Raw genomic sequence first — 23,595 nt, forward strand, 5'->3', positions numbered from 1 at the left:
TAAAAATCAAAGAGTTACGAAAAATAGTTTAGCTCGCGCTTTCATTGTATTAATTATGTTACAATAATTAAGCGTGCTAATCACACCCCTCCGCACTGCTAAACCGATTAGAGAAGATCTAATGCCTTATTATGATATCACACAGGTACCCCGTTAATAACGATAGTTGATCACAATTCAGAATGAAACGCTATTGTTACATCTGCATTGGTTAAACCGCCAATCAAAATGCTTGTCTATCAGTTATACAATTAAATAAACATTTATGAAAGCTCTAAAAATATTAGCGGTTGTATTATTTGCAACATTTGCTTACACCGCAGCCAGCGCACAAACACATCACCGTCGTCATGTAGTGCACCGTCATCATCATCACGTGGTACATCATCCGCGTCATCACAAAATGTAAAATAAAAAAGGCCCTTAAAAGGGCCTTTTTTATTTGAATATGGGAAAGCTGTTATTACAACTTACGTTTCACTTCTACATTTTCATAAGCTTCAACAATGTCACCTACTTCAATGTTATTAAAGTTCAGAATGTTCAAACCGCACTCGTAACCGGTTGCTACTTCCTTAACATCATCTTTAAAGCGTTTTAACGAAGCCAGCTCACCAGTATAAATTACCACACCGTCACGTATAATACGGATTTTGCTGTTACGGTTAATTTTACCATCCAGTACCATACAACCTGCAATAGTACCCACCTTGCTGATCTTGAAGGTTTCACGTATTTCCACATTGGCCACAATCTTCTCTTCAAACGTTGGTGCAAGCATACCTTCCATCGCGGCTTTGATCTCATTGATCGCATCGTAGATGATAGAATATAACCTGATATCGATTTGCTCAGCCTCGGCCAGCTTACGGGCACTTCCTGACGGACGAACCTGGAAACCGATAATGATCGCGTCAGACGCGGAAGCCAGCAATACATCAGATTCAGAGATCTGACCAACTGCTTTGGATATGATATTAACCTGTATCTGTTCGGTTGATAGTTTCAGTAAGGAATCGGACAATGCCTCGATCGATCCATCCACGTCACCTTTAACAATAATGTTAAGCTCCTTAAAGTTACCCACTGCCAAACGGCGGCCGATCTCATCAAGGGTGATGTGTTTCTGGGTACGTAAACCTTGCTCACGTTGCAGCTGCAAACGCTTGTTAGCAATTTCACGGGCTTCAACTTCACTCTCCAGCACATTAAACTTATCACCTGCTGTAGGCGCGCCCTGCATACCCAATACCTGTACCGGCGTTGATGGCCCTGCAGATTCAACCCTTTGACCACGCTCGTTGGTCAATGCTTTAACACGACCGCTGTAACAGCCTGCCAGTATTGGATCACCTACCTTTAAGCGACCAGCTTGTACAAGGATGGTGGTAACAATACCACGGCCTTTATCAAGGGCTGCTTCAATAACAGTACCAACGGCACGTTTATTAGGATTGGCTTTCAGTTCAAGCAATTCGGCCTCAAGCAATACTTTTTCTAACAGCAGCTCGACATTTAAACCCGTTTTAGCTGATATTTCCTGGGTTTGATATTTACCACCCCACTCCTCAACCAAAATGTTCATGGCCGATAACTGCTCACGTATTTTGTCGGCATTAGCACCAGGTCTGTCAATTTTATTGAAGGCGAAGATGATTGGTGCTCCTGCAGCCTGCGCGTGATTTATAGCCTCGCGGGTTTGCGGCATCACACTATCGTCTGCGGCAATTACTATAATTACAATATCTGTTACCTGTGCACCCCTTGCACGCATGGCGGTAAACGCCTCGTGGCCCGGAGTATCCAGGAAGGTAATTTTACCTTTATCGTCTGGCAGGGTTACCTCATAAGCACCAATGTGCTGGGTAATACCACCGGCCTCGCCGCCTATTACGTTTGTTTTACGTATAAAGTCGAGCAGGGATGTTTTACCGTGGTCAACGTGTCCCATGATGGTTACGATTGGCGCACGTGGTATCAGATCTTCTGGTTCATCAACCTGGTCAAGGTTACCCTCTTCATCCTGTGGTTTTACAAACTCTATCTGGTAACCAAACTCATCGGCAACAATGCTTAAAGTTTCGGCATCAAGTCTTTGGTTAATAGATACGAACAGCCCCAGGCTCATACAGGTAGATATGATCTGCGTTACAGATACATCCATCATCAAAGCCAGCTCGTTCGCGGTTACAAACTCCGTAACCTTTAATACTTTCGACTGTAATTCCTGCTCCAATGCCAGTTCTTCGGCGGTAGAGGCTACATCATCACGTTTTTGACGACGGAATTTGGCCCTTTGCGCAAATTTACCAGACTTACCAGCTCCGCTTAAACGGGCCAGTGTAGCCTTAATCTGGTCTTGTATATCTTTTTCAGATGGTTCCTCTTTTGGACCGTTATTTTGAGGCGCATTGTTACGACTGTTCCTGAAGTCAGGACGATTGCCACCACCCTGGTTAGGGCCACCGTTTCCGGGAGCACCGTTACCACGGTTCCTGAAATCAGGACGGTTTGGATTAATGGTTCCGCCAGCTGCAGGGGGGGTAGTATGTCCTTGTCCTTGCTGCGGTTGCTGATGATTGCCACCACCTTGTTGCCCACCGCCATGCTGAGGGTTACCCTGGCTATCTTTACGTTTCCTTTTGCGTTTATGATCAGCGTTGTTGGCATTTGATGATGATGCCACCGGATTACGTTTAGGCGCGTTAACCGGCAATTGTATTTTACCGATCACGTTAGGCCCTGTAAGTCTTTCGGCTTTTGCCCTGATCACATCAGGTTCCTGGTTTTCCTCAGCTGCCGCCTCAACTACCGGGGCCTGCACAACCGGGGCAACTGGTGCTACCGGTGCTTTTGGCTCTTCAACTTTTGGAGTTTCAACAACAGGCTGTGGCTTTGGCTCTTCTGCTTTTGGAGCTTCCGGTGCTTTCTCTACAGGTACTTCGATCTTTGGTTCCGGTTTGGGTTCAGGAGCCACAATTTCCGGTTGTTTAACAACCTCTACGGGTTTTGCTACCTCTGCCGGTTTTTCAACCACTGGCTGAGGTTTTGCGTTCAGATTATTAAGGTCAATTTTACCCACTACCTTAACACCCGGCAAAACGTCATTACGTTCGTCAGTTTTTTCGGCAACTGGTTCAACAGGTTTTGGTTTCTCTGCCTGCGGCGAAGCATAATGACCGGTATTTTTGATCAATATTTCTTCGTTCTCAAAATCTCTTGAACGGCGGTTTTCAACCGGTTTTTCCGGAAACCCAGCAGGTTCTTCTTTCCTGATCTTTCCGATACTGATCTGCTTGGCTTCCTCCTTAATACTTTTGTCAACAGCAAACTCCTTCAACAATGCGGAGTACATGTCGCTATCCAGCTTCGCCATAGGTTGTTTTTCAACTTTATAGCCTTTTGTAGCCAAAAAATCGACAATGGTACTCATACCAATGTTGAGTTCTTTTACTGCTTTAATTAATTTTATTGATTTGTCTTCTGACATTTATTATAATTTCTCTGCTTATTATCGCAAAAATACGATTTTAATTTTGGTTTCTATGCTTATTCAAACTCAGCACTCAATATTGATAACACTTCTTTTACAGTTTCTTCTTCCAGATCTGTACGTTTTACCAATTCGCCTACTGTTAAAGCAAGTACCGATTTTGCGGTGTCTAAACCAATTCGTTTAAACTCATCAAGAATCCAGCTGTCAATTTCATCTGAAAACTCTTCGATGTCCACATCCTCGTCATGCTCATCTGCTTCACGGTAAACATCTATTTCATAGCCGGTTAGTTTACCAGCCAATTTAATGTTATGACCGCCACGGCCAATGGCCAGTGATACCTGATCGGGTTTTAAATATACTGCTGCTGTTTTTTTATCGTCATCCAGCTTAATAGAAGTTATTTTGGCCGGCGATAATGCACGCTGAATATATAACTGAACATTATTGGTGAAATTGATCACGTCAATATTTTCATTTTTCAATTCGCGAACGATGCCGTGTATACGTGATCCTTTCATACCCACACAGGCACCTACCGGATCAATACGATCGTCATATGATTCCACAGCCACCTTAGCTCTTTCGCCTGGTTCACGTACAATTTTCTTGATCGTGATCAGTCCGTCAAAAATCTCCGGTACTTCCAGTTCAAACAAACGTTGTAAAAACTCCGGAGCGGTACGCGAAATAATGATTTTAGGATTGCTGTTCAGCATATCTACTTTATGAACAACCGCTTTTACGCTGTCGCCCTTTTTAAAGTAGTCAGCCGGGATCTGCTCGGTTTTTGGCAGCAATAGCTCATTACCTTCATCGTCAAGCACCAGGGTTTCTTTTTTCCAAACCTGGTAAACCTCGCCGGTAACAATTTCACCAACACGGTCTTTATATTTTTTGAAGATCTCGTCTTTTTCCAGTTCCAGAATTTTGGAAACCAGTGTTTGGCGGGCGGCTAAAATAGCACGGCGACCAAAACTTTCCAGCGTAATCTGCTCAATGTAATCATCCCCTACTTCCAGATCCGCGTCAATCCGCTGCGCTTCGGCTAATTCTATTTCCAGGTCATCATCCTCACTAAATCCATCTTCCATCACCTTACGGGTACGCCAGATCTCTAAGTCACCGTTGTCCGTGTTTACAATTACGTCGCAATTTTCATCGGTACCATACTTTTTCCTGATCATGCTTCTGAAAACGTCTTCCAGAACGCTCATCATGGTTGGGCGGTCAATGTTCTTGAAATCTTTAAATTCCTGAAAAGAATCAATTAAATTAATATTGCTCATTTTCTACTTGAATGATATTAAAACTTTTGTCTCTGTTATTTTATCAATAGGGATCACGCTTTCAACAGCCTCGGCTTTTTTCCCTTTTTCTTTTACTTTTTCTTCAATTATAACGGCATCCTCTGTTATGGCCGTTAATTTGCCTTCTCTTTTGGTTCCGTCGGCCATTTTTATGCCTAAGTTACGCCCTATGTTTTTGGCGTATTGCCTGGTTGACGATAGCGGGTAATCAATTCCCGGCGACGATACTTCCAGGTTGTATGCGGTTTCTATCACATTTTCCTCTTCCAGATGGAAGCCTACATGCCTGCTTATCTGCACACAATCATCAATTCCCAGGCCGTTATCACCATCTATCAGCACAATCAGCTTTCCGTTCGAGTGCATTTTAATATCCACTATAAACAAATTCGGCTTATCGGCTATCTTCTCTTCAACCAGCTCTCTTACTCTTTTTTCAATATTCATTACCCTCCGGTATTTTGATTGATAATTTGATTGATAAAATAAAAGAGGGGACAAATCGCCCCCTCTTTTATTAATTAGATGCAAATATACATAATATTATTTGATTTTCAAGCAATTCGCAGTAGTTTATTGCTTAAAATGTTAAATCAATGTAATGTAAACTACCCGGCCGATTGTGCCCTCCTATAAAATCCGTAAGCTTGTTACCGCTATCCAATTTATAATACCGCACAAAATAAGTTTGATGACTTACAAACGGCGTATCCGGAGTAAAAATAACGGCGCCATCAGCTATATGGTATGTGCCGGGCTGCATGGGCTGATAATTTTTCATATCCGTATCAACCGGCATTTTGTATACCGGTATCAGCCCCTGCCAGTTTGCTCCCGACGAATCACGGGCGATATCCTGAATAACGGCAACATCTAAACCACTTATTTTGACAGAGCGCTCCTGATCAATCTTACCGATATGGATTACGGGCGACTTGGACGTATTGCTACAGCCTATACAGGAAAAAACCAAAAGAAACCATAACTTTTTCATATCGAATATCTCTTGTTTGATAAAATTATCCAAACCTTATCATTATAAGTAAAACGCTCGCTTCTCATTATTTGGAATTGCCTAAAAATAAGCTGAAATTAGTTTAACTATTACACTAAACCTTAAAACTTTTTTTGATGACATCAAAGACTTTCTGGACCATTATTCTGCGGATAACTGGCCTTTACCTTGCCTGGCAGTTTACTGCTCTTATACCCCAATTCCTCTCGGCGTTTATTTATTTTGGGCAAGACAAATTACAAGGGATAGCAACGGCTACTATACTTGTTTTTGAAATTGCTGTATATGCCCTGATGTTATATTCTTGCTTTTTTAAAACTGATTTGGTCATTGAAAAATTAAATCTTGAAAAAGGTCTTGAGGATGAAAAATTTGAAATCAATGTCCATCGATCTGTTGTCTTAAAAATAATTGTTGTTGTGCTGGGTGGCATATTCGTAGTTGATGCGTTTCCATCCCTTTTCCAAAATCTTTTCACCTACTTTCAACTTCAGGCTTCCTATGATGGCTTTAAACACAACCGGTCATCGCCATGGATAGTTTATGCGTTTCTCAAACTCGTTATAGGCTTTTTCATGATGGCCGATAGCAGATTGATTGTGAACTTTATTGAACGCAGAAGAAAAGGCTAACTTTTACCAATTACTTTTTCAGCGTTTGTTCAAATAGTTTAAATATGCGTTTGTACTCATCCGACCAGCTGCTGGGTTGTTCAAAGCCATGATCTTCTACCGGGTATGATGCCAGCTCCCAGTTCTCTTTATGCAGCTCAATCAGTTTTTGCGTGAGGCGGATGATGTCCTGATAATTCACATTCTGATCTATCATACCATGCAGCATCAGCAGGTTGCCTTTTAAACCATTGGCAAAATATATAGGCGAACTTTTGCGGTAAGCCTGCTCATCGGTAAAAGGTTCATTTAAAATATTGGAGGTGTATCCGTGATTGTAATGCGCCCAATCCGTCACCGACCTGATGGCCCCACCGGCTGCAAAAACATTGGGCTCGGTAAACATGCCCATCAGGGTGATAAAACCACCGTACGAGCCGCCGTATAAACCCACGTGCTTAGGGTTAACACCAAATTTTTCAACCAGGTATTTTACCCCATCCACCTGGTCGGTCAGGTCCTTGCCGCCCATATGGCGATATATCCCCGTACGCCAATCGCGGCCATAACCCGCACTGGCTGTATAATCGATATCCAGTACCGTGTAGCCATTGTCGGCCAGCATATTATTGAACATATACTCGCGGAAATAATAGCTCCAGGAATAAGTTACCTCCTGCAGATAACCGGCACCATGCACAAAAATAACGGCAGGTTTAGCCGGATCGGCTTTTTTAGGCAGATACTGGCGCGCGTAAACATCAGCCCCATAGCGGTTCTTAAAAGTAATGATCTCCGGATCGCGCCATGCGTATGAATTAAATTCTGCCGAAACAGAATGCGTTACCTGTACCGCCTTCGCCCCGGGTTTATTGGCTTGCAGATACAACTCCCAGGGCTTATTGGAGTAGGAATAACGGATAGCCAGCCATTTTTCATCAGGCGACAGCGTTACTTCGTTCCCCCCTTTCATCTCCGTTATTTTTACCGATTTACCACCGCTTACCGGAATGCTGTAAAAATGCGTAATACCCGGGTGATCTATATTAGCGGTGAAGTAAAATGTCTTTTTGTCGTTTGATAATTGCAGGGTTTGTACTTCCCACTTGCCACTGGTGAGCTGTTTTTTTGCGCCGCTTGTTACATCAACCAGGTAAATATGCGAATAGCCACTAGCTTCGCTCTGGAAATAAAAATGGGTGTCATCTGTAAAGCCAACATTCCCTGCAGCGCCCGTTTCAATACCCGGACCACCGATCCAGGCTTCATCACGCTGTCGATCAAGCAGGGCTAGTTTGCCTGTTACCGGGTCGAGGCGCATGATCCAGCGGTCTTTATTATCCTGCGCGCTGATCACCACAACCGCATTTTTACCATCCGCGCTCCAAAAAGGACCTTCTATATCCACCTGCCTGTCTGCATTTGCTTTTTTGCGCTCAGCCAGTTCTGTTGGATAATCTTTCACATAATCGGGTAGATCTTTAATACCCGGGATGTCCTGGGTAAGTACCGGGTAAACAGCTTGTCGACGGGTATCAAACACCAGCATTTTTGAAGTGGATGATGGCCGGCCAACTTTGGATCGGTTCGGAATATCCTCCGTAAAACCCGAAGCGGTTACATAATTAGGTACAATAGCGTTTTTTACGCCATCGGCGGCCTTGGTTAAGCGATAGGTAACGTACTTACCATCCGGACTTATTTTTACCAAACCCACACGATCGCCGCCGGTAACCAGTTCTTTTAATTGTCGGGGCTCCAAAGCAGCTGTTTGGGCCGAATCCTGTTTATCCTCTTTCGCTTCTTTTTTAATGATATCAAAAAGTTCTAGCTGTTGTTTTTTGAGCCACGATTGCTCATCATTCAGCTTTTCTTCGTCCTTCTTTTTTTCTGGTGAACGTACAAAATTGGTAAGCTGTTTTAACTGCCCACCATTAAGACTTAGTGCAAAAAGATTGTTGTTTTGTTTAAATATGATCTCACGCTCATCACCGTTGAAAATGGGATCATCCTCGCGCTGTTCCGTATTGGTTAATTGAATAACCTTCCCGCTTTTAATATCAGCCAAAAACAGATCTCCGTTTTTTTCAAAAACCTTTTGGGTGTGGCTTTTATTCCACTCCCCATCAGTTGTTAACCCACGCTGACCTGCAATACTTACTTTTTGCGGATTAGTGTTACCGATGGCAATAGCGTATAATACATCTGCATCATCATGGCCGGGGTTCCATTTAAAATAGATCTTTTTACTGTCGTCGCTCCAGCGGATATTGGATGGCGATACGCCTACCCATTTCGGGTCACGCATAATTTTTTCAACAGTCAGCGTATCCAGTTTCTGGGCAAACGCGCCGGCAGTGTTAGCTATAAGCAGTAAAGTGATCAGTTTTTTCATGTAATCAGTATGGCAAAACGCCTTAAAATGTCTGCAATTTAGCAGTTTCGGTTATCATTGCTATTTTTAAACATTTTATTGTTACAAAATGGAATTACAGGGCTCTACGTTTACTTTAAGGGGATGGTTTGATGGTGATGAAGAATCGTTGCAAAAACATGCGGATAACCCGAAGGTATCTGCCTTTTTATTGGATCGTTTCCCCTATCCCTATTCCCTGAGTGATGCCATTACCTGGGTGGCCTTTATGAAAAAACAAGCCACACAGACTAATTTCGCCATAGCTATTGACGGCCAGGTTTGCGGCGGTATTGCTGTAGATATGAAGGTTGATGCCAATCACAATGAGGCTGAAATAGGCTACTGGCTTGCCGAAACCTACTGGGGTCGCGGCATCATCACCGAAGCTGTACAACTGCTTACCCGTTATGCTTTTGAAACCTTTGGTATCATCCGTGTGCAAGCGGGTGTATTCGGTAAAAATACCGCATCCATGCGCGTACTGGAAAAGGCAGGTTATGTTAAAGAAGGTATTATGCGTAACGCGTTGATCAAAAAGGGTGTGGTAATGGATAAGCATCTATACGCCATTTTGAAACCCGAATAATTTAACGATTTGCCTAAGAGAATAATATCGAATAACGAACTTTGAATTTCCAATATCGAAATTATTATTCAACATATGACATGGAATACACTGCTCCAGGATGGTTAACACATTATATGATGATTTCATATTTAACATATTTATTTTCAATCATATAAGCCAGTGTTAACTATAAAATGTGTAAACCATGTAAACCCACTTTTGTTCACTCAGGGTCTCTCGGTGATGGCAAAAAAGGATGTCATGCTGAGCTCCGTCGAAGCATGGTGGGCAGGCCTCTGCGCTCGACCCTTCGACGGAGCTCAGGGTGACAGGCCTTTTTTAACATTTTGTCCACTCAGGGTCTCTCGCAGAGAACCCTGAGTTATAGAAGGCCTTATGCAACCTCCGGGTCCCTTTCAGGAGACCCGGAGGGGACAAACATTACTATACTATACTAATTCACCATCCGTCCGGAAAGATCAACAGTACGGGCAAAGGGGGTTAAAAATTTATTAGCCAAAATAGCAAACTCACGCCGGGTTACCGGTCGGTTCATGTCAAAATCAGAGCTGAATTTGTACTGCGTTTTCCAGGCTTTCTGCATACTTATCTGCAGGGTTTTAGGCTCCGTCAAGGTGATCTCACTAATGAATGATAACAGGTTACCCTGGGTAAACTTTTCGCCCGGCTTTTCTTTATTGAACCATAAAAAAGCACGGGCGTATATCTCTTTAAAAAAAGGTTCCACTTCGGCGGTGCTCACCACAGAATCTGGCATGAACAGTAACTGTGCACTGTTGCCGTTTACTTTTTGTATCCCTTTAAGCAAACCCGTAGCTCCAATTTGCTGCATCGGCCTGAAATAAGGGTCGTTGGGTTTGATATCCGTAAAGGGTAATAGCCATGCCTTAAAATCAAGCAGCTCGCCCTGTATTATCCGCACATTTAGTTTTTTGGTAGTGGTTTTAAAGAAAGCGCAAAAAGCAGCCGTTGCCCCTGCTCCCTGCCCTACACACATTTGAACAGAAGGATACATACTGCTGGCATTGACCAAATGTGATACCGAAAGGGCCTTTTCTGTAACCAGCAGATTGTCCAGATCTTTGAGCACAATAGAACCTAGCGGAATACTATAAGCCATAAACGGCGGGTAATCTGTCTTCGGCGCTGTACCCTCGCCATAATGCTGCCCGGGCGTGGCATCGCCAACAGCTATAGCAGTGCGGTACAATTTTGCCGCAAGATCATAAGGTTGATACAGATCATTCAGCGTCATACGTACCAGTCCTTTAGTACGACTAGCTTCCCGGATATAGGGAAGGTAAGGCAGATGATCTGGCGTTGGATATTCATCATCCAGTCCCAGATTTTTAAAGCCCAGTTCCGTTTGCAGATAATAAATGAGCCCCAAAGTATGCAGGCGCGCTTTAGCATAAAAAGCATCACGATTAGCGGGTTTCAGGTCATCAGCAGTAGTTGGATACTGGTTGCCGCAGCCCGCCCATTTGATCATGTATTTATCATTAGGCAACCTACCCTCGTTCAGCATTTTACTGATATCTTTCCCTTTTAAACAGGCATATTCTCCCGCGTCATAACCTTGCGGTTTGGCCATGGTTTTATCGGCCGTTTTTCCAAAATCTTTTACAATGGCTATCCAGGTAATATCCTGTATACGGGGTAAAGCTGTAGCAGGGGCCAAACTTTCGCCGGTATCTTGTGCACTGTCAAAACCCGATATGAACACCTCTCCTGCTTTAGCTGCTACATCGCCGGTTTCTGTGGCATCAATTACTACTTTGGCTTTTATGGTGGTTGTTCTGTTATTTTCGGTAATGCTTACCTGCCAGCCTGTGCCATCCTTTTCAATGGCAGTAAAAGGCGTGTTTAATTTTACGGTGAGATTTTTAACCGTATCAGTCATTTTTTTGAGGATGGCAGCACCGGTGTAGGGCTCAAAACGCAAGGTAGCATTATAGGTAGTATCATAACCTAGCCTGCTTTTATAAAAATCGCGTACATGCCTGCGAAATTCGCCCCAGATACCCGATGGTAAATTTCTGTTGCCTTCTACTACGCACATACCAGCGGCGGTCATGCTGCCACCCAGCCAGGGACCAGGCTCAACCAATAAAGTTTTTAGTTTGCTGCGTGCTCCCTGCATAGCAGCCGCGGTTCCGGCAGCTCCGCCACCAATAACCAAAATATCGATCTTAATGGTTTGGGCGTATGAAAATGAGGCGTTTAAAAGCAGGATTACTAACAATATCTTTCTAACCATCGGCTGAAGTAAATAGGTACAAAACGCTAAATTAGGGCAAAAGCTTGTGGTAGTTTTAAATTATACCTAAATTAAATTTTTTTACAGCCCATGACAGACGAACAAATGAAATTCCCGATAGGGAAATTTACGCCACCAGCGTCATATACCAACGAAGATATCCGGGAATGGATAGAGGATATCAGGACCCTGCCAGGTAAATTAAGACACGCTATTGCCGGTCTCAATTACCAGGAATTGGACACGCCTTACCGTACCGGCGGATGGACATTACGACAAGTAATACACCACCTGGCCGATAGCCACATGAACTCCATTACCCGCTTTAAGCTGGCACTAACCGAAAACAACCCGGTGATAAAGCCATACGAAGAGGCCGACTGGGCCCTGCTGCCAGATTACCGCCTGCCAGTTGAACCATCCTTAAAAATCCTGGAAGGTATACACCAGCATTTTGTTGCCCTGTTTGAAAGTTTTACGGAAAATGAATGGTCGCGCACCTTTGTTCACCCGGCTTCGGGCGATACCGTTTCGCTCATCAGGGGACTCGGGCTCTATGCCTGGCACAGCAACCACCATCTGGCCCATGTTACCGAAACCGTGAAGAAATTCAAGTTGAAGGAAGAGGTAAAAGGTTAAAGGCGAAAGGTCAAGACAAAAGATTAACAGTGAAATAAGGGCAAGCCAAGGGGAGTTACAAAGCAAAACCTTTATCCTTTCGCCTTTATTCTTTCATTTAAACAGCTGCCGGAAAGCTCAGGTAAAAAGAGGTGCCGCTGCCGATGGTTGTTTCGAACCAAATTTTGCCATTGGCATTTTCGATGGAGTTTTTAACAAATGCCAGTCCCAAACCCGTACCGGAGCTTTTGGTGGTAAAGTTGGGTTCAAATATTTTTTCGCGCATGTGCTCGGGGATACCGTTACCATTATCTTTAATGGTGAGCAGCACATTTTTACTGGTGATCAGGTAATTGATATCGATAACCCCCTGCCTGTCTGGTGGGGTTGCTTCAATAGCGTTCTTGAGCAGGTTGTTAAAACAGCGCAGTAACTGGTCGCGGTCAGCATTGATGATAAATGGAGTTTCCGGCGACTGATAGGCAATATGGATATTATCCATTTGCTTAAATATAGTAACCGCCTGCCCCAGCATTTCAAAAATGTTGATCTGTTCAATACGGGTATCGGGCATTTTGGCAAAGGCCGAGAACTCCGACGCAATGGACGACAAACTTTCTATTTGCTCAACGAATGATTTACTAAAACGCTCAAACTTCTGATCAAATTTAGGGTCTTTATCCTTCCATGACTTATCAAGCAGCTGCAAGCCCAATTTTAACGGAGTTAGCGGATTTTTGATTTCATGGGCCACCTGTTTAGCCATTTCGCGCCAGGCGCTTTCCCGCTCAGACTGAGCCAGGCGGTGCGCACTGTTTTCTAGTGCTGATATCATTTTATTATACTCAGTTATCAACGCCCCGATCTCGTCATTTCGTGCCCATTTGATGTGCTCGTTCTTTTTACCATATATGGTTTTACTCAAGCTTTCCTGTATAAAGTTGAGGGGTGCTGTAATTTGCCGGGCAATAATAACCGCAAACAACCCGATAGCCAAAAACACCACCGCGTAAACATTGATCATTACATTGAGCAAGGCACTGATACGCTCCCGATAATCGGCCTCGTTCGAAAAATACGGCAGCTGGATATACGCTATCGTTTTATTTGAACTGATGATAGGTGCATAGGCTGCTTTATAGCTCAAACCACCTATTTTTTCTTCATTTACAAACTCCGATTTTTGCAGCCTGCTTAGGTAAATAAAAGCTTTGGCATTCATTCTTTTGGCCGTTAATCCGTATTCGTAAATTTTGGGCTGGGTGGTTACCAACGGCACTCCATTGGTATCAAACAGGGTAAGATCGGTTGAATAATTATTGGCCAGCTCATTAAAGCTCACCTGACTTTCTTCGTTAACACTATAAATATACTTGTTGAATACGCCGCTTTCAAAAGCCGTAACTATACGGGTTATCTTATCACGGATCATTTTGTCCTGTTGGGTGTGATATTGCGTGCTGATGGATAAAAAAGTAATAAAACCAACCATCAACAGGGTGATCATTACAGCAAACACCATCGAGAACTGGATGCGTGTGCGGTATAATATCCTGTCGAAGTTTATTTTGAAGCCCCATTTCAATTCATGATCGTTAATACTCCATAACTGTACGCGCATCCGTAACCATCGTATGGTTAAAATAACCGCGCTAAACAGCAGCAACACCACAAAAAAGAAGGTAACGGAAGTAATCCCGTTATATAAAGGGTTCTCTTCTTTACTTACTACTATTAAATTACGGTTACTGGGCTTATATATTAAATGACTGTAGGTTGTAAAGCTATCATACCACTCCGCATTAGTACTACGGGTAGTTTTAATGATATACTTTTTAATAACTCCCTGAAATTCGGTATTATTAAGCGTGTAAACATAATTGCCTTTTTGGCTCAGCAATTTATTATCAATATAAAACGCGTAGGAATAATCTTTAAACTCATCCTCCGGTTTGATGTGCCCGTCAACCAGTAGCTCCGGAAAGGTGCCCGATGGTTGCAATGGTTTTGATTTTAATTCAATAACCAGCGTACCCCATTGTTTACCGCCATGGTTAACCGGTAAAATGGCAAAGTAATTCTGAAACCCGAACGATTCATTTTCGCGATAAAAATAATCTGATACCTTAAATGAACTGTACAATACCAGGTCTTTAAATACATTCAAAGTATAATTATCGTCTGATAAGGGCTGCTCCAGTTGGTTATACTCGTGCACCTTGAATTCATATTTGGATAAATAACCATCAAAATATAATTTCTGAAAGCGGGTTTTCAGGAAATCCTTATTGTGTACCGCTTTCGGGTCAAAGTAGGACATAATAGCAGTATCAGCAATGATCTGTCCTTCTATTTTTTTGAAAATATAATCGGCTGTCGCATCATCCGGAACTTCTAGTTTCTGGACAAGCGCTTTGCGTGTTTCCCGTTCCTTTACATTTTCAAACTGGTTAAGCTTAATAGCCGAAATAAGGGCACATATCAATATAATAGCCAGGAGCGTTGTACCATTAAGTCGTCCTTTGTGAAATAAATGCCCGTAGGCCCTGATAATAACCAGGATGCACCACAAAAGATAAAACGAAGTATACTCCCGGTACAGGGCAAAAACTACGGTTGTGGCAACCACTCCTAGCAATAGCAGGAATAGCTGATGTGAACGCGGTACTGACAGTTTCAGGCAAATAGAAAGAATGATCTCATCGATAAGATAAAAGATCAGGAAGCTAAAACACAGCATGATTACCCCAAGCAAACTAAAGCCCGAAAGGCTAAGCACATTATTGACGTTAAAACTTATTTTTGAATTGATGATTAGTCCATAAAATAATTTTAACAGTAACGTTGAGCTGGTTATAAGTATTAATATACAGGCTATAACAATAAAGTAACCGATTGTTTTACCGGGCACAATTGTAAATAACCTACGCCGTTGCAGGTATATAAAAGTAACAAACCAGCATATGCACAGGATATTGATACAAAAATCGCCCAGGGAGGGATATACTACACTGGAAGCGTAATATATAGGATTAAATACAGATAGCGAATAAGCAAAATCGGGCAGGTTATAATGCAGGTTAATATATCTGAACAATACGATAAACGCTGCCAGTAATATGATAGATAACACAGCATGCCCCTTTAAAGCTACGTAACTGCACACCCTATGCATTAAAACACAAAGCACTATAACGGTTAATATCCAAAACGCCAGCTCGTAATAAACAAAGGCGTAATTAATACTGTTGGCCTTTAATTTTATGGAGAATAAATAGCTGTGGTTGCTGCTGTGTACCTCATAGATATTCTTGTCGGCAAAATCGGCTATTTCAACATTGTTATATTTAACCAGGTCTTTATCAAAGGTATTTTGCAGATACTGATTTTCAAATGCATAGTTGATCTTTACCGGAATAAAAAAGATAACAGAAAAATCGCCTTTGGTTTTTCTTATCGTTTCATAGTAACCGTTGGATTGCCTGATAAAGGAGTAGCCCTCTTTTATAGCTCCCGGATTATCCGGAATAACCCTAATACCGCTCCAGAATCGTAAATTATTGTTTTTCAGCGTTATAAACAATATGCGGTGATTAACCGTAATATCATTAATATCATCCAGGGCATCCTGCTCATTATCAGGCAGGTACTTTAACAATCTGAAATTTAGTTTATTATTGATCAGCTCATTTACATAAGCCTCTTTTTTGTGCAGACTTTCCTCCAGCGTTGTGCCGGCCTTTACCAGATTATTTACGGGGGTATACTCTTTTTGAACAATAATAGCTGTAATTAATAAACTAAGGCCTATTAAGGTAAGCAACAAGCGTATTTTTCCCGAGGTTGTCAAATTCCCTGTATAATATAATGTTTAGTCCGGTATCAGGTAGTTAGTATCAAGTAACTAGAATTGAAAATCTTATATAAATCGTGATACTTGATACTAACTACCTGATACTGGATTTATTGTGGTAAAACCGCGCTGCTGGTGGGCACCGCCATATCTACCTTTTTTACTAGGCCCTGCAGCACTTTGCCCGGCCCTACTTCGGTAAATGATGTTGCTCCATCTTCCAGCATTTGCTTTACCGTTTGCGTCCATCTTACCGGCCCGGTAAGCTGGGCTATTAAATTTTGTTTTATGGATGCCGTATCTGTGTAAGGCTTGGCATCAATATTTTGATATACCGGGCAAATAGGCTCTTTAATCTCGGTAGCAACAATGGCTGCTTCCAGTTCTACCCTTGCCGATTCCATCAATGGAGAGTGGAAAGCACCACCAACTTTAAGCTTTAATGCCCTTTTTGCACCGGCTGCAAGTAATTTTTCGCAAGCTTCGTCAATACCTTCTATACTGCCCGAAATTACCAGTTGCCCGGGGCAATTATAATTAGCGGTAACCACTACACCGGCTGCCCGTTGGCAAACATCTTCTACCGTAAAATCATCCAGACCTAAAATAGCTGCCATGGTTGATGGCTGCAGTTCGCAGGCTTTTTGCATAGCATTAGCACGTGCCGCTACTAAACGTAACCCGTCTTCAAATGATAATGCACCTGCGGCTACTAAAGCAGAAAATTCGCCCAGTGAATGGCCGGCAACCATTTCTGGTTTAAAGTCGTCGCCTAAAACGGCGGCTAAAATAACCGAATGTAAAAATATGGCCGGCTGGGTAACATTGGTTTGCACCAGGTCTTCGGCAGTGCCGTCAAACATCACATCGGTGATGCGGAAACCCAATATCTCGTTAGCTTTTTCAAATAATTCACGGGCTTTATCTGATTGTTCATACAGATCTTTACCCATACCTGGAAACTGGGAGCCTTGCCCCGGAAAAACATATGCCTTCAATTTAGTGTTTAATTAGTTACAGTTTAGATTATTATAGATAAAAACAGCTTAAACTGAAAGCTTTGTTCAATCAGTAATAAGCTATTTTTTAATTTTTTGTTTTAGATTTTATTGTTGAATTGGTACTAATAAGCCAGGTAATTGCCGTTAGCCTAACTTTGCCGATATCAAATTTAAAAATTCCGTACGGGTTTTCTCTTTCAAAAATTCCCCGGTAAACGCCGATGTGGTGGTTACCGAGTTTTGTTTTTGTACGCCGCGCATGCTCATGCACAAATGGCGGCATTCAATAACAACCCCTACACCAATAGGATTCAGGGTATCCTGTATACAATCACGAATCTCGTTAGTTAAACGTTCCTGTACCTGCAGGCGGCGGGCAAAAACGTCAACAATACGTGGTATTTTGCTCAGGCCAACTACATAACCGTTAGGAATGTAAGCAATGTGCGCTTTACCAAAAAATGGCAGCATATGATGCTCGCACATGGAGTATACTTCAATATCCTTTACAATCACCATCTGGCTGTACTCTTCCTTAAACATGGCCGAATTCATGATCTCTTTAGCATCAAGATCATATCCATGTGTAAGGTATAGCATGGCCTTCGCCATACGCTCGGGAGTTTTTAATAAACCCTCGCGCTCGGGGTTTTCGCCAATTTGTTTTAAAACGTCATGGTAATGGCCAGACAGGTTTTGGATCAAAGAAGGGTTATAACGGTCAACTTTGGTATAGCCATCCAAATCGTCATCATCATCGCGATGAGGGAGGTGCTCTTTATCTATCATCTTATCAAATTATCCGCCAAAGTACTCGGCAGAATTGTTTTCAGTTTCATACAACTTAACCGAGTGCAAAAACACACCTTCGTAAGCTTCAATAGGTGCTTTAAGCTGGTTAAATATCTCAATACACAATAACTCGGTGGATGCCATTTTGCCTTCCATAAAAGGTACATCCTTATTGATGTTCTTATGATCGAGCTTTTCAATCACGTAATCGTTAATGATGGTTTTGAGTTCTTTCAGATCTATCAGGTAACCCGTAGCGTGCGTAACTTCGCCTTTAACGGTTACAAACAGGTTATAGTTATGCCCATGCCAGTTGGGGTTGGCGCATTTGCCAAATACCTCAAAGTTTTTTTCAGCGCTCCATTCCTCACGGTACATCCGGTGAGCGGCATTAAAATGTTCCTTGCGCGTAATATGTATCATCATAATATTTGTGGGTGCAAATATACAAAACAAAAATAGCTGAGTTGTTTTATCTTAGCGTTCAAAAAAAAGCAATATGCTGATATTAATTGTAGCAGCCACCTCTTTTGAAGTTGAACCTTTAGTAAACAGTTTTGGAAATAAGTTGGATGTACTGATAACCGGCGCCGGCATGGTGCCCACCGCCTTTGCCATGGGTCGCCAGTTTAATATGCACAAATACGACCTGGTGATTAACCTGGGTATTGCCGGCAGTTTTGACAGCGAAATTACCCCTGGCTACGTAGTGGAGATTACCGAAGATACCTTTGCCGAAACAGGCGCCGAGGACGACCAGGAATTTATACCTATTACCACCCTGGGCTTTGGCGAAAATACATTTAAACCAACAACTACCCTGGAGCAGGTTTGCAGCAGCCTTTACCTGACCAAAGCAAAAGCCATTACGGTCAATACCGTTCACGGCAACGAAGAATCTATCCAAAAAATACAACGGAGATTAAACCCGCAGATAGAGACGATGGAAGGTGCCGCCTTTTTTTATGCCTGCCGCCAGTTTAACACGCCTTGCCTGCAGATCAGATCAGTGTCAAATTATGTAGAAAAACGTAACCGCGACAACTGGGACATACAGCTTGCCATTAAAAATCTGAATAACTTTGCCATTGAACTGGTTAACCGGATCGTTAATAATTAAATTGAGGTGCGAGAAGTGAGTGTGAGTGACAGACTGATCCGATAAACTTATGGTCTCCCTCCTCGCACTCACTCTTCGCACCCGCAACACGCACTTACCATGAAACTAACACTCGGCTTTTCGCCCTGCCCTAACGATACTTTTATTTTCGACGCGCTGATACATCATAAAATTGATACCGAAGGATTAGACTTCGAGGTTTTTTATGACGATGTGGAAACCCTGAACCAGAAAGCTTTTCGCGGCGAACTGGATGTAACCAAACTGAGCTATCATGCCTTTGCCTACGTAGCCGATAAATATGTTCTGCTCGATTCAGGCAGTGCCCTTGGCTACGGTGTAGGACCACTCTTGATTTCGGATGTCAAAATTTCGATTTCGGATTTAAAAGAGGGACAAATCCAAGATTCAAAATCCGAAATCCGAAATCCCTTAATCGGCATTCCCGGTAAATACACCACCGCTAACTTTTTGTTAGGCTATGCATTCCCTAATGCTACTAACAGGGTTGAGCTGGTGTTTTCGGATATTGAAAATGCGGTTCTGGAAGGCCGTGTTGACGTGGGGCTCATCATCCATGAAAACCGCTTTACTTACCAGGAAAAAGGTTTAAAAAAGATCCTTGACCTGGGCGATTACTGGGAAAAACAAACCGGCTGCGCCATACCCCTTGGCGGCATTGTAGCTAATCGCAATTTACCTGTTGATGTTCAGCATAAACTGAACCGGGTACTGCGTAAATCGGTAGAGTTTGCCTTTGCCAATCCAAAATCCGGTCTGGAGTTTATCCGCTCGCATGCCCAGGAAATGAGCGAAGAAGTGATGTACAAACACATCGAACTCTACGTAAACAAATATTCTATTGACTTGGGCGAAGAAGGCCGCAAAGCCATCAACCTGCTTTTTGATACGGCGCTGGCCAATCAAACCATTCCGGCTATAAAGGAAGAGTTATTTTTAACTTCTCTTGCGCATTAAAGGGTATTAACTACTCATTCTCCACTTGTCATCCTGAGGCACGAAGGATCTTCTTCGAGAGTCCAGCAAACTACATGCTTGATAAAGAAGATTCTTCGCTGCGCTCAGAATGACAAACTTTTCTAATCTTTCATTCCTAAAACTTTTTTCAAATAAAGCTTGCGTAAGCAAATACTTACATATATATTTGAGTAAGCAAACGCTTACGCATTATGACAAGTACCAGAAGAGATGTATTCCAGGCTATAGCCGACCCTACCCGCAGGCAGATCATTAACCTGATCGCCCAGCAGCCCCTGAACCTCAATGCCATTGCCGACAATTTTGAAGTAAGCAGGCCGGCCATATCGCAGCATATCAAAATATTGATAGAGTGTGGTTTAATAGATGTTAAAAAAAATGGACGGGAACGGTATTGCGAAGTGAGGCTTGAGCCATTGAACGAGGTGGCCCAATGGATTGAGCCATACCGCAAAAGCTGGGAAGAACGCTTTACTAAAATGGATGATTTGCTGGCGCGTTTGCAAAAGGAAAACACATCAAATGATAAAAAATAAACAGACACCAATTAAAAATCAAGAAAATGGAAAAGAATAAAACAACCATCACCGCCGTACCCGGCAAACAGGAAATTTTCATCACCCGCGAATTTGATGCTCCCCGTGAGCTTGTTTTTAAAGCATATACCGATCCGGAATTGGTGATACAATGGCTGGGAGGTCAGTGCGACCTGACCATGAGGATTGAAAAATTTGAAGCACGAGCTGGTGGCTCCTATCGCTACATTCATACCGACCCAGCCGGAAATGAATATGGTTTTCATGGAGTTTGCCATGAAAGCACAGCCCCCGAACGCATCATCCAAACGTTTGAATTTGAAGGATTACCGGAAGCAGGTCATGTAGCATTGGAAACTTTAAAATTTGAAGCATTACCCAATAACCGGACAAGGATAGTTGCCCAGTCAGTATTTCAATCAGTTGCTGATCGCGACGGCATGCTGCAATCAGGCATGGAACAAGGCGTTCTTGACTCGCACGCCCGCCTGGAAGAACTCCTGGCAAGTGTTACCGCATGATATAAAGATGCATTGCAACCACCACGTCATTGAGGAGGAACGACGTGGCAATCCCCGATGTGCAGAGTCACTCTGTATTTTAGGGATTGCCACGCTATCGCAATGACGCATTTTTTACTATTTACACACCTCCCCTTCCTCCTAATTTGTAATCACCCCGTAACAAAGTTTTAATAACGTCCATCTGTTAAATAAAGTTAAATTACTCTTTATGATTGCTTTATAATCAAAACAATGGTATGTTGCCGTGATTAATCAAGCAATATCATGAAGTCATTGTTCTACCTGTTAACGGGCATCTTTTGGTCATTAACATTCACCTCCTGCAACAATCCATCTAAAAATTCTGGATCAAATGCTATTGATAAAACTGCCATTTATGATAACGGCGTCAATATAGCTTATACCGACTCCGGTAAAAATGATACTACTTTACTTTTTGTGCATGGCTGGTGCATCAACAAATCATATTGGACAAATCAGACCGCTTATTTCGGCAAAAAATATCGCGTGGTGGCTATTGATCTGCCCGGTTTTGGCAAGTCGGGTAAAAACCGGAAAGATTGGAGCCCTATGGCATTCAGCAGGGATGTCGATTCGGTGATTAAACAATTAGACCTGAAAAAGGTGATCCTGATAGGTCATTCCATGTCGGGTGATGTCGCTTTACAGGCTGCAGTTGATAATCCTAAACAGGTAATTGGCCTGGTTGTGGTGGATATTTTCAGGAATGTAGGCAAAGTATACGTCCAGAGCAAGCAGGATAAAATCCAATACGCTAAGGATATCGATTCGTTAAAGCGGTACTTTAAAAAAGTAACCTTTGATTATTTTAACCAGGAGTTGTTTTATAAAACTACATCGGCAGCGGTAAAAAAGAGAGTATTACATGATGTTGCTACCGGCGATACAAGTATAGCCGCAGCTTGCATGGAACAAATGGGCGATTTTAACGAAATAGAAAAACTTAAAGCTGCTAAAACTAAACTATATCTTATTAACAGCGACATAAAACCAACCGACACTACGCATCTGGCAGCCAATAAAATCCCCTTCAAGCTACTGTATATCCACGCTACCGGGCATTTCCCGATGATCGAAAAGCCACAGGAGTTTAATACCCTTTTAGATAAAGCAATTGCGGATATAAAAACCCGCTAACTTTCAATCGCAGAATTTTTAATTGACTCATTGCTGCCACCAGATCAGAATAATGTATCTTGTAGATGGATCGGAAAAATCAATTAAAAACACATGAAATATCTTCTTTTCTTCACCATTTGCTTATGGATTGAGGCGGGGTTTGCGCAATCAAAACTGCCGGTCATCAAAGCTACCTCAAAAGGTGTATCCATTAATGATGGGGGCTATTTAGATAAAAATTCCTGGACACTTTCGCCAAAGATCAGACCGGATGTTTTTACCGCCGAAAGATCCAGAAAAGCCAAGTGGGTGACCTTTTATACCGATATCGACTCCATCAGGGTAAAAGTAAAACCGGGAACCAGGTTTAATTTTGTGGTATTGCTAAACGGCAAAGACTCCTGCTACACACAAATTGCAAGCGCAATACCACCCGAAAATAAATCGCAAAATAATATTGCCACACATGATACTATCCCGTTTACTTTAACCGCTTATGATGCCATCTGTGTAAAAACTGTTATTAATAATACCGATACTTTAAATCTTGATTTTGATACCGGCTCCTGGGATTTTAGGTTAACCCGGGACGCTATCCTCAAAAAAACAAAACTACTCGCCAACCAGCCCGATGCTTTAGCCGGTAAAGCCAAACCCAATTACAATAACTTAAATAAGGTGTTTAAGTTACAAATGGGGAAATCCGTTTGGACCAATCCCGAAATAGTGGCTACAGGATTAACTGCGTACGAAATGGACGGACGTTTTGGCTGGAATTTGTTTGAGAGCAAAACTTTAGAGATCAACTACGATCAGAGTTTGCTGATCATACACTCCAAACCTCTAAAAATCCCCAAAGGCTATGTACGGTCGAAGCTGGAGATCATCCGTTCCTTTGTTATCGCCAAAGGGAGTTTTGAAATAGAGCATAAAAAATATAGCGGCAGCTTTTTATTCGACACCGGTTCGGAACAGGCCGTAGTTGTAGATAGCACTTGGGTAAGTCAGCAAAATTTCCCCAGGAATTTAAAGCTGCTTAAATCATCCGTACTTCATGACCCCAGAGGAGTAGGATACGAAACTAAAATAGTGCTTGTCCCTGCGTTAAAGATCAATGGTTTTGAACTGACCAATATCCCAACCCTTATTTTAGGCAGTAAAAACCCGGTGGGCTTTATGATCAACTATTTAGGCGACGATGTTTTGAAGCGATTTAATATGATACTGGATTTCAAAAATGATTACCTGTACCTGAAAACCAATAAATTAACTAATTTAAAATACCGGGAAAGCTCCTGACAAAAACAAAAAAGCA

At 42.4% G+C, this 23,595-nt stretch carries 20 protein-coding genes; 10 read left to right on the forward strand and 10 right to left on the reverse strand.

Features of this window, described 5'->3' with window-relative positions; translation table 11 throughout:
* Positions 1–265 precede the first annotated feature (265 nt).
* Complete coding sequence (locus tag BW976_RS29390) at positions 266–409, forward strand: hypothetical protein (RefSeq protein ID WP_175614105.1); 144 nt, start codon at positions 266–268, stop codon at positions 407–409.
* Between the two features lie 54 nt (positions 410–463).
* Here the strand turns inward: BW976_RS29390 and infB are convergent, their stop codons facing one another.
* The 4 genes from infB to BW976_RS13520 all read right to left on the reverse strand — a co-directional run bounded on the left by infB (position 464) and on the right by BW976_RS13520 (position 5,800).
* On the reverse strand, positions 464–3,490 hold the full coding sequence (gene infB, locus BW976_RS13505) for a translation initiation factor IF-2 (protein ID WP_076373831.1): 3,027 nt from the start codon (positions 3,488–3,490) through the stop codon (positions 464–466).
* A gap of 59 nt (positions 3,491–3,549) precedes the next feature.
* Complete coding sequence (nusA, locus tag BW976_RS13510; protein ID WP_076373832.1) at positions 3,550–4,785, reverse strand: transcription termination factor NusA; 1,236 nt, start codon at positions 4,783–4,785, stop codon at positions 3,550–3,552.
* Between the two features lie 3 nt (positions 4,786–4,788).
* Positions 4,789–5,253: a ribosome assembly cofactor RimP gene (gene rimP / locus BW976_RS13515; RefSeq protein WP_076373833.1), complete on the reverse strand. Its 465-nt coding sequence runs from the start codon at positions 5,251–5,253 to the stop codon at positions 4,789–4,791.
* A gap of 133 nt (positions 5,254–5,386) precedes the next feature.
* Complete coding sequence (locus BW976_RS13520; protein ID WP_139332297.1) at positions 5,387–5,800, reverse strand: hypothetical protein; 414 nt, start codon at positions 5,798–5,800, stop codon at positions 5,387–5,389.
* Positions 5,801–5,937: 137 nt separating this feature from the next.
* Between BW976_RS13520 and BW976_RS13525 the strand changes: the two genes are divergently transcribed.
* Positions 5,938–6,453 (forward strand): hypothetical protein, encoded by a 516-nt coding sequence (locus BW976_RS13525; protein ID WP_076373835.1) that lies wholly within the window; start codon positions 5,938–5,940, stop codon positions 6,451–6,453.
* A 10-nt stretch (positions 6,454–6,463) separates the two neighbouring features.
* Here BW976_RS13525 and BW976_RS13530 read toward each other — a convergent pair whose 3' ends face one another.
* Positions 6,464–8,827 (reverse strand): S9 family peptidase, encoded by a 2,364-nt coding sequence (locus BW976_RS13530; protein ID WP_076373836.1) that lies wholly within the window; start codon positions 8,825–8,827, stop codon positions 6,464–6,466.
* 88 nt (positions 8,828–8,915) lie between these two features.
* Between BW976_RS13530 and BW976_RS13535 the strand changes: the two genes are divergently transcribed.
* The gene (locus BW976_RS13535) at positions 8,916–9,434 is read left to right on the forward strand and encodes a GNAT family N-acetyltransferase (protein WP_076373837.1); all 519 of its coding nucleotides are present in this window, start codon (positions 8,916–8,918) and stop codon (positions 9,432–9,434) included.
* Between the two features lie 436 nt (positions 9,435–9,870).
* On the opposite strand, the gene BW976_RS13540 is transcribed toward BW976_RS13535, so the two are convergent.
* Entirely contained in the window at positions 9,871–11,697 is a 1,827-nt protein-coding gene (locus tag BW976_RS13540) for an FAD-dependent oxidoreductase (RefSeq protein WP_076373838.1), read from the reverse strand.
* A 90-nt stretch (positions 11,698–11,787) separates the two neighbouring features.
* On the opposite strand from BW976_RS13540, the gene BW976_RS13545 reads away from it, so the two are divergent.
* The gene (locus BW976_RS13545; protein ID WP_076373839.1) at positions 11,788–12,336 is read left to right on the forward strand and encodes a YfiT family bacillithiol transferase; all 549 of its coding nucleotides are present in this window, start codon (positions 11,788–11,790) and stop codon (positions 12,334–12,336) included.
* A 97-nt stretch (positions 12,337–12,433) separates the two neighbouring features.
* On the opposite strand, the gene BW976_RS13550 is transcribed toward BW976_RS13545, so the two are convergent.
* From BW976_RS13550 to BW976_RS13565, 4 genes are all read right to left on the reverse strand, one after another.
* Complete coding sequence (locus BW976_RS13550; RefSeq protein WP_076373840.1) at positions 12,434–16,165, reverse strand: sensor histidine kinase; 3,732 nt, start codon at positions 16,163–16,165, stop codon at positions 12,434–12,436.
* A 113-nt stretch (positions 16,166–16,278) separates the two neighbouring features.
* Positions 16,279–17,166, reverse strand: a complete 888-nt coding sequence (gene fabD / locus BW976_RS13555) for an ACP S-malonyltransferase (RefSeq protein WP_076373841.1) — start codon at positions 17,164–17,166, stop codon at positions 16,279–16,281.
* Between the two features lie 147 nt (positions 17,167–17,313).
* Positions 17,314–17,958, reverse strand: a complete 645-nt coding sequence (gene folE, locus BW976_RS13560) for a GTP cyclohydrolase I FolE (protein ID WP_076373842.1) — start codon at positions 17,956–17,958, stop codon at positions 17,314–17,316.
* A gap of 9 nt (positions 17,959–17,967) precedes the next feature.
* Entirely contained in the window at positions 17,968–18,384 is a 417-nt protein-coding gene (locus tag BW976_RS13565) for a 6-pyruvoyl trahydropterin synthase family protein (RefSeq protein WP_076373999.1), read from the reverse strand.
* A 76-nt stretch (positions 18,385–18,460) separates the two neighbouring features.
* Here BW976_RS13565 and mqnB point away from each other — a divergent pair, with 76 nt between their 5' ends.
* The 6 genes from mqnB to BW976_RS13595 all read left to right on the forward strand — a co-directional run bounded on the left by mqnB (position 18,461) and on the right by BW976_RS13595 (position 23,579).
* Positions 18,461–19,081 (forward strand): futalosine hydrolase, encoded by a 621-nt coding sequence (gene mqnB, locus BW976_RS13570; protein ID WP_076373843.1) that lies wholly within the window; start codon positions 18,461–18,463, stop codon positions 19,079–19,081.
* 99 nt (positions 19,082–19,180) lie between these two features.
* Positions 19,181–20,059, forward strand: a complete 879-nt coding sequence (locus BW976_RS13575) for a menaquinone biosynthesis family protein (protein ID WP_076373844.1) — start codon at positions 19,181–19,183, stop codon at positions 20,057–20,059.
* Positions 20,060–20,271: 212 nt separating this feature from the next.
* Entirely contained in the window at positions 20,272–20,616 is a 345-nt protein-coding gene (locus BW976_RS13580) for an ArsR/SmtB family transcription factor (RefSeq protein WP_076373845.1), read from the forward strand.
* Between the two features lie 26 nt (positions 20,617–20,642).
* Complete coding sequence (locus BW976_RS13585) at positions 20,643–21,137, forward strand: SRPBCC family protein (RefSeq protein WP_076373846.1); 495 nt, start codon at positions 20,643–20,645, stop codon at positions 21,135–21,137.
* 267 nt (positions 21,138–21,404) lie between these two features.
* Entirely contained in the window at positions 21,405–22,298 is an 894-nt protein-coding gene (locus BW976_RS13590; protein ID WP_076373847.1) for an alpha/beta fold hydrolase, read from the forward strand.
* Between the two features lie 93 nt (positions 22,299–22,391).
* A complete protein-coding gene (locus tag BW976_RS13595; protein ID WP_076373848.1) occupies positions 22,392–23,579 on the forward strand; it encodes a hypothetical protein in 1,188 nt (395 codons plus the stop codon).
* The last annotated feature ends 16 nt before the right edge of the window (positions 23,580–23,595 follow it).

Source organism: Mucilaginibacter lappiensis (genome assembly GCF_900155965.1).
In the GTDB taxonomy this organism is placed as follows: Bacteria; Bacteroidota; Bacteroidia; order Sphingobacteriales; family Sphingobacteriaceae; genus Mucilaginibacter; species Mucilaginibacter lappiensis.

Bases quoted from the DNA above. Each gene is read 5' to 3' on its own strand.
- mqnB (WP_076373843.1), top strand. From the start codon at position 18,461: ATGCTGATATTAATTGTAGCAGCCACCTCTTTTGAAGTTGAACCTTTA.
- BW976_RS13585 (WP_076373846.1), top strand. From the start codon at position 20,643: ATGGAAAAGAATAAAACAACCATCACCGCCGTACCCGGCAAACAGGAA.
- rimP (WP_076373833.1), bottom strand. From the start codon at position 5,253: ATGAATATTGAAAAAAGAGTAAGAGAGCTGGTTGAAGAGAAGATAGCC.
- folE (WP_076373842.1), bottom strand. From the start codon at position 17,958: ATGATAGATAAAGAGCACCTCCCTCATCGCGATGATGATGACGATTTG.
- BW976_RS13590 (WP_076373847.1), top strand. From the start codon at position 21,405: ATGAAGTCATTGTTCTACCTGTTAACGGGCATCTTTTGGTCATTAACA.
- BW976_RS13525 (WP_076373835.1), top strand. From the start codon at position 5,938: ATGACATCAAAGACTTTCTGGACCATTATTCTGCGGATAACTGGCCTT.
- BW976_RS13535 (WP_076373837.1), top strand. From the start codon at position 8,916: ATGGAATTACAGGGCTCTACGTTTACTTTAAGGGGATGGTTTGATGGT.
- BW976_RS13540 (WP_076373838.1), bottom strand. From the start codon at position 11,697: ATGGTTAGAAAGATATTGTTAGTAATCCTGCTTTTAAACGCCTCATTT.
- BW976_RS13580 (WP_076373845.1), top strand. From the start codon at position 20,272: ATGACAAGTACCAGAAGAGATGTATTCCAGGCTATAGCCGACCCTACC.
- infB (WP_076373831.1), bottom strand. From the start codon at position 3,490: ATGTCAGAAGACAAATCAATAAAATTAATTAAAGCAGTAAAAGAACTC.
- BW976_RS13520 (WP_139332297.1), bottom strand. From the start codon at position 5,800: ATGAAAAAGTTATGGTTTCTTTTGGTTTTTTCCTGTATAGGCTGTAGC.
- BW976_RS13595 (WP_076373848.1), top strand. From the start codon at position 22,392: ATGAAATATCTTCTTTTCTTCACCATTTGCTTATGGATTGAGGCGGGG.
- BW976_RS13530 (WP_076373836.1), bottom strand. From the start codon at position 8,827: ATGAAAAAACTGATCACTTTACTGCTTATAGCTAACACTGCCGGCGCG.
- BW976_RS29390 (WP_175614105.1), top strand. From the start codon at position 266: ATGAAAGCTCTAAAAATATTAGCGGTTGTATTATTTGCAACATTTGCT.
- nusA (WP_076373832.1), bottom strand. From the start codon at position 4,785: ATGAGCAATATTAATTTAATTGATTCTTTTCAGGAATTTAAAGATTTC.
- BW976_RS13575 (WP_076373844.1), top strand. From the start codon at position 19,181: ATGAAACTAACACTCGGCTTTTCGCCCTGCCCTAACGATACTTTTATT.
- BW976_RS13565 (WP_076373999.1), bottom strand. From the start codon at position 18,384: ATGATACATATTACGCGCAAGGAACATTTTAATGCCGCTCACCGGATG.
- BW976_RS13545 (WP_076373839.1), top strand. From the start codon at position 11,788: ATGACAGACGAACAAATGAAATTCCCGATAGGGAAATTTACGCCACCA.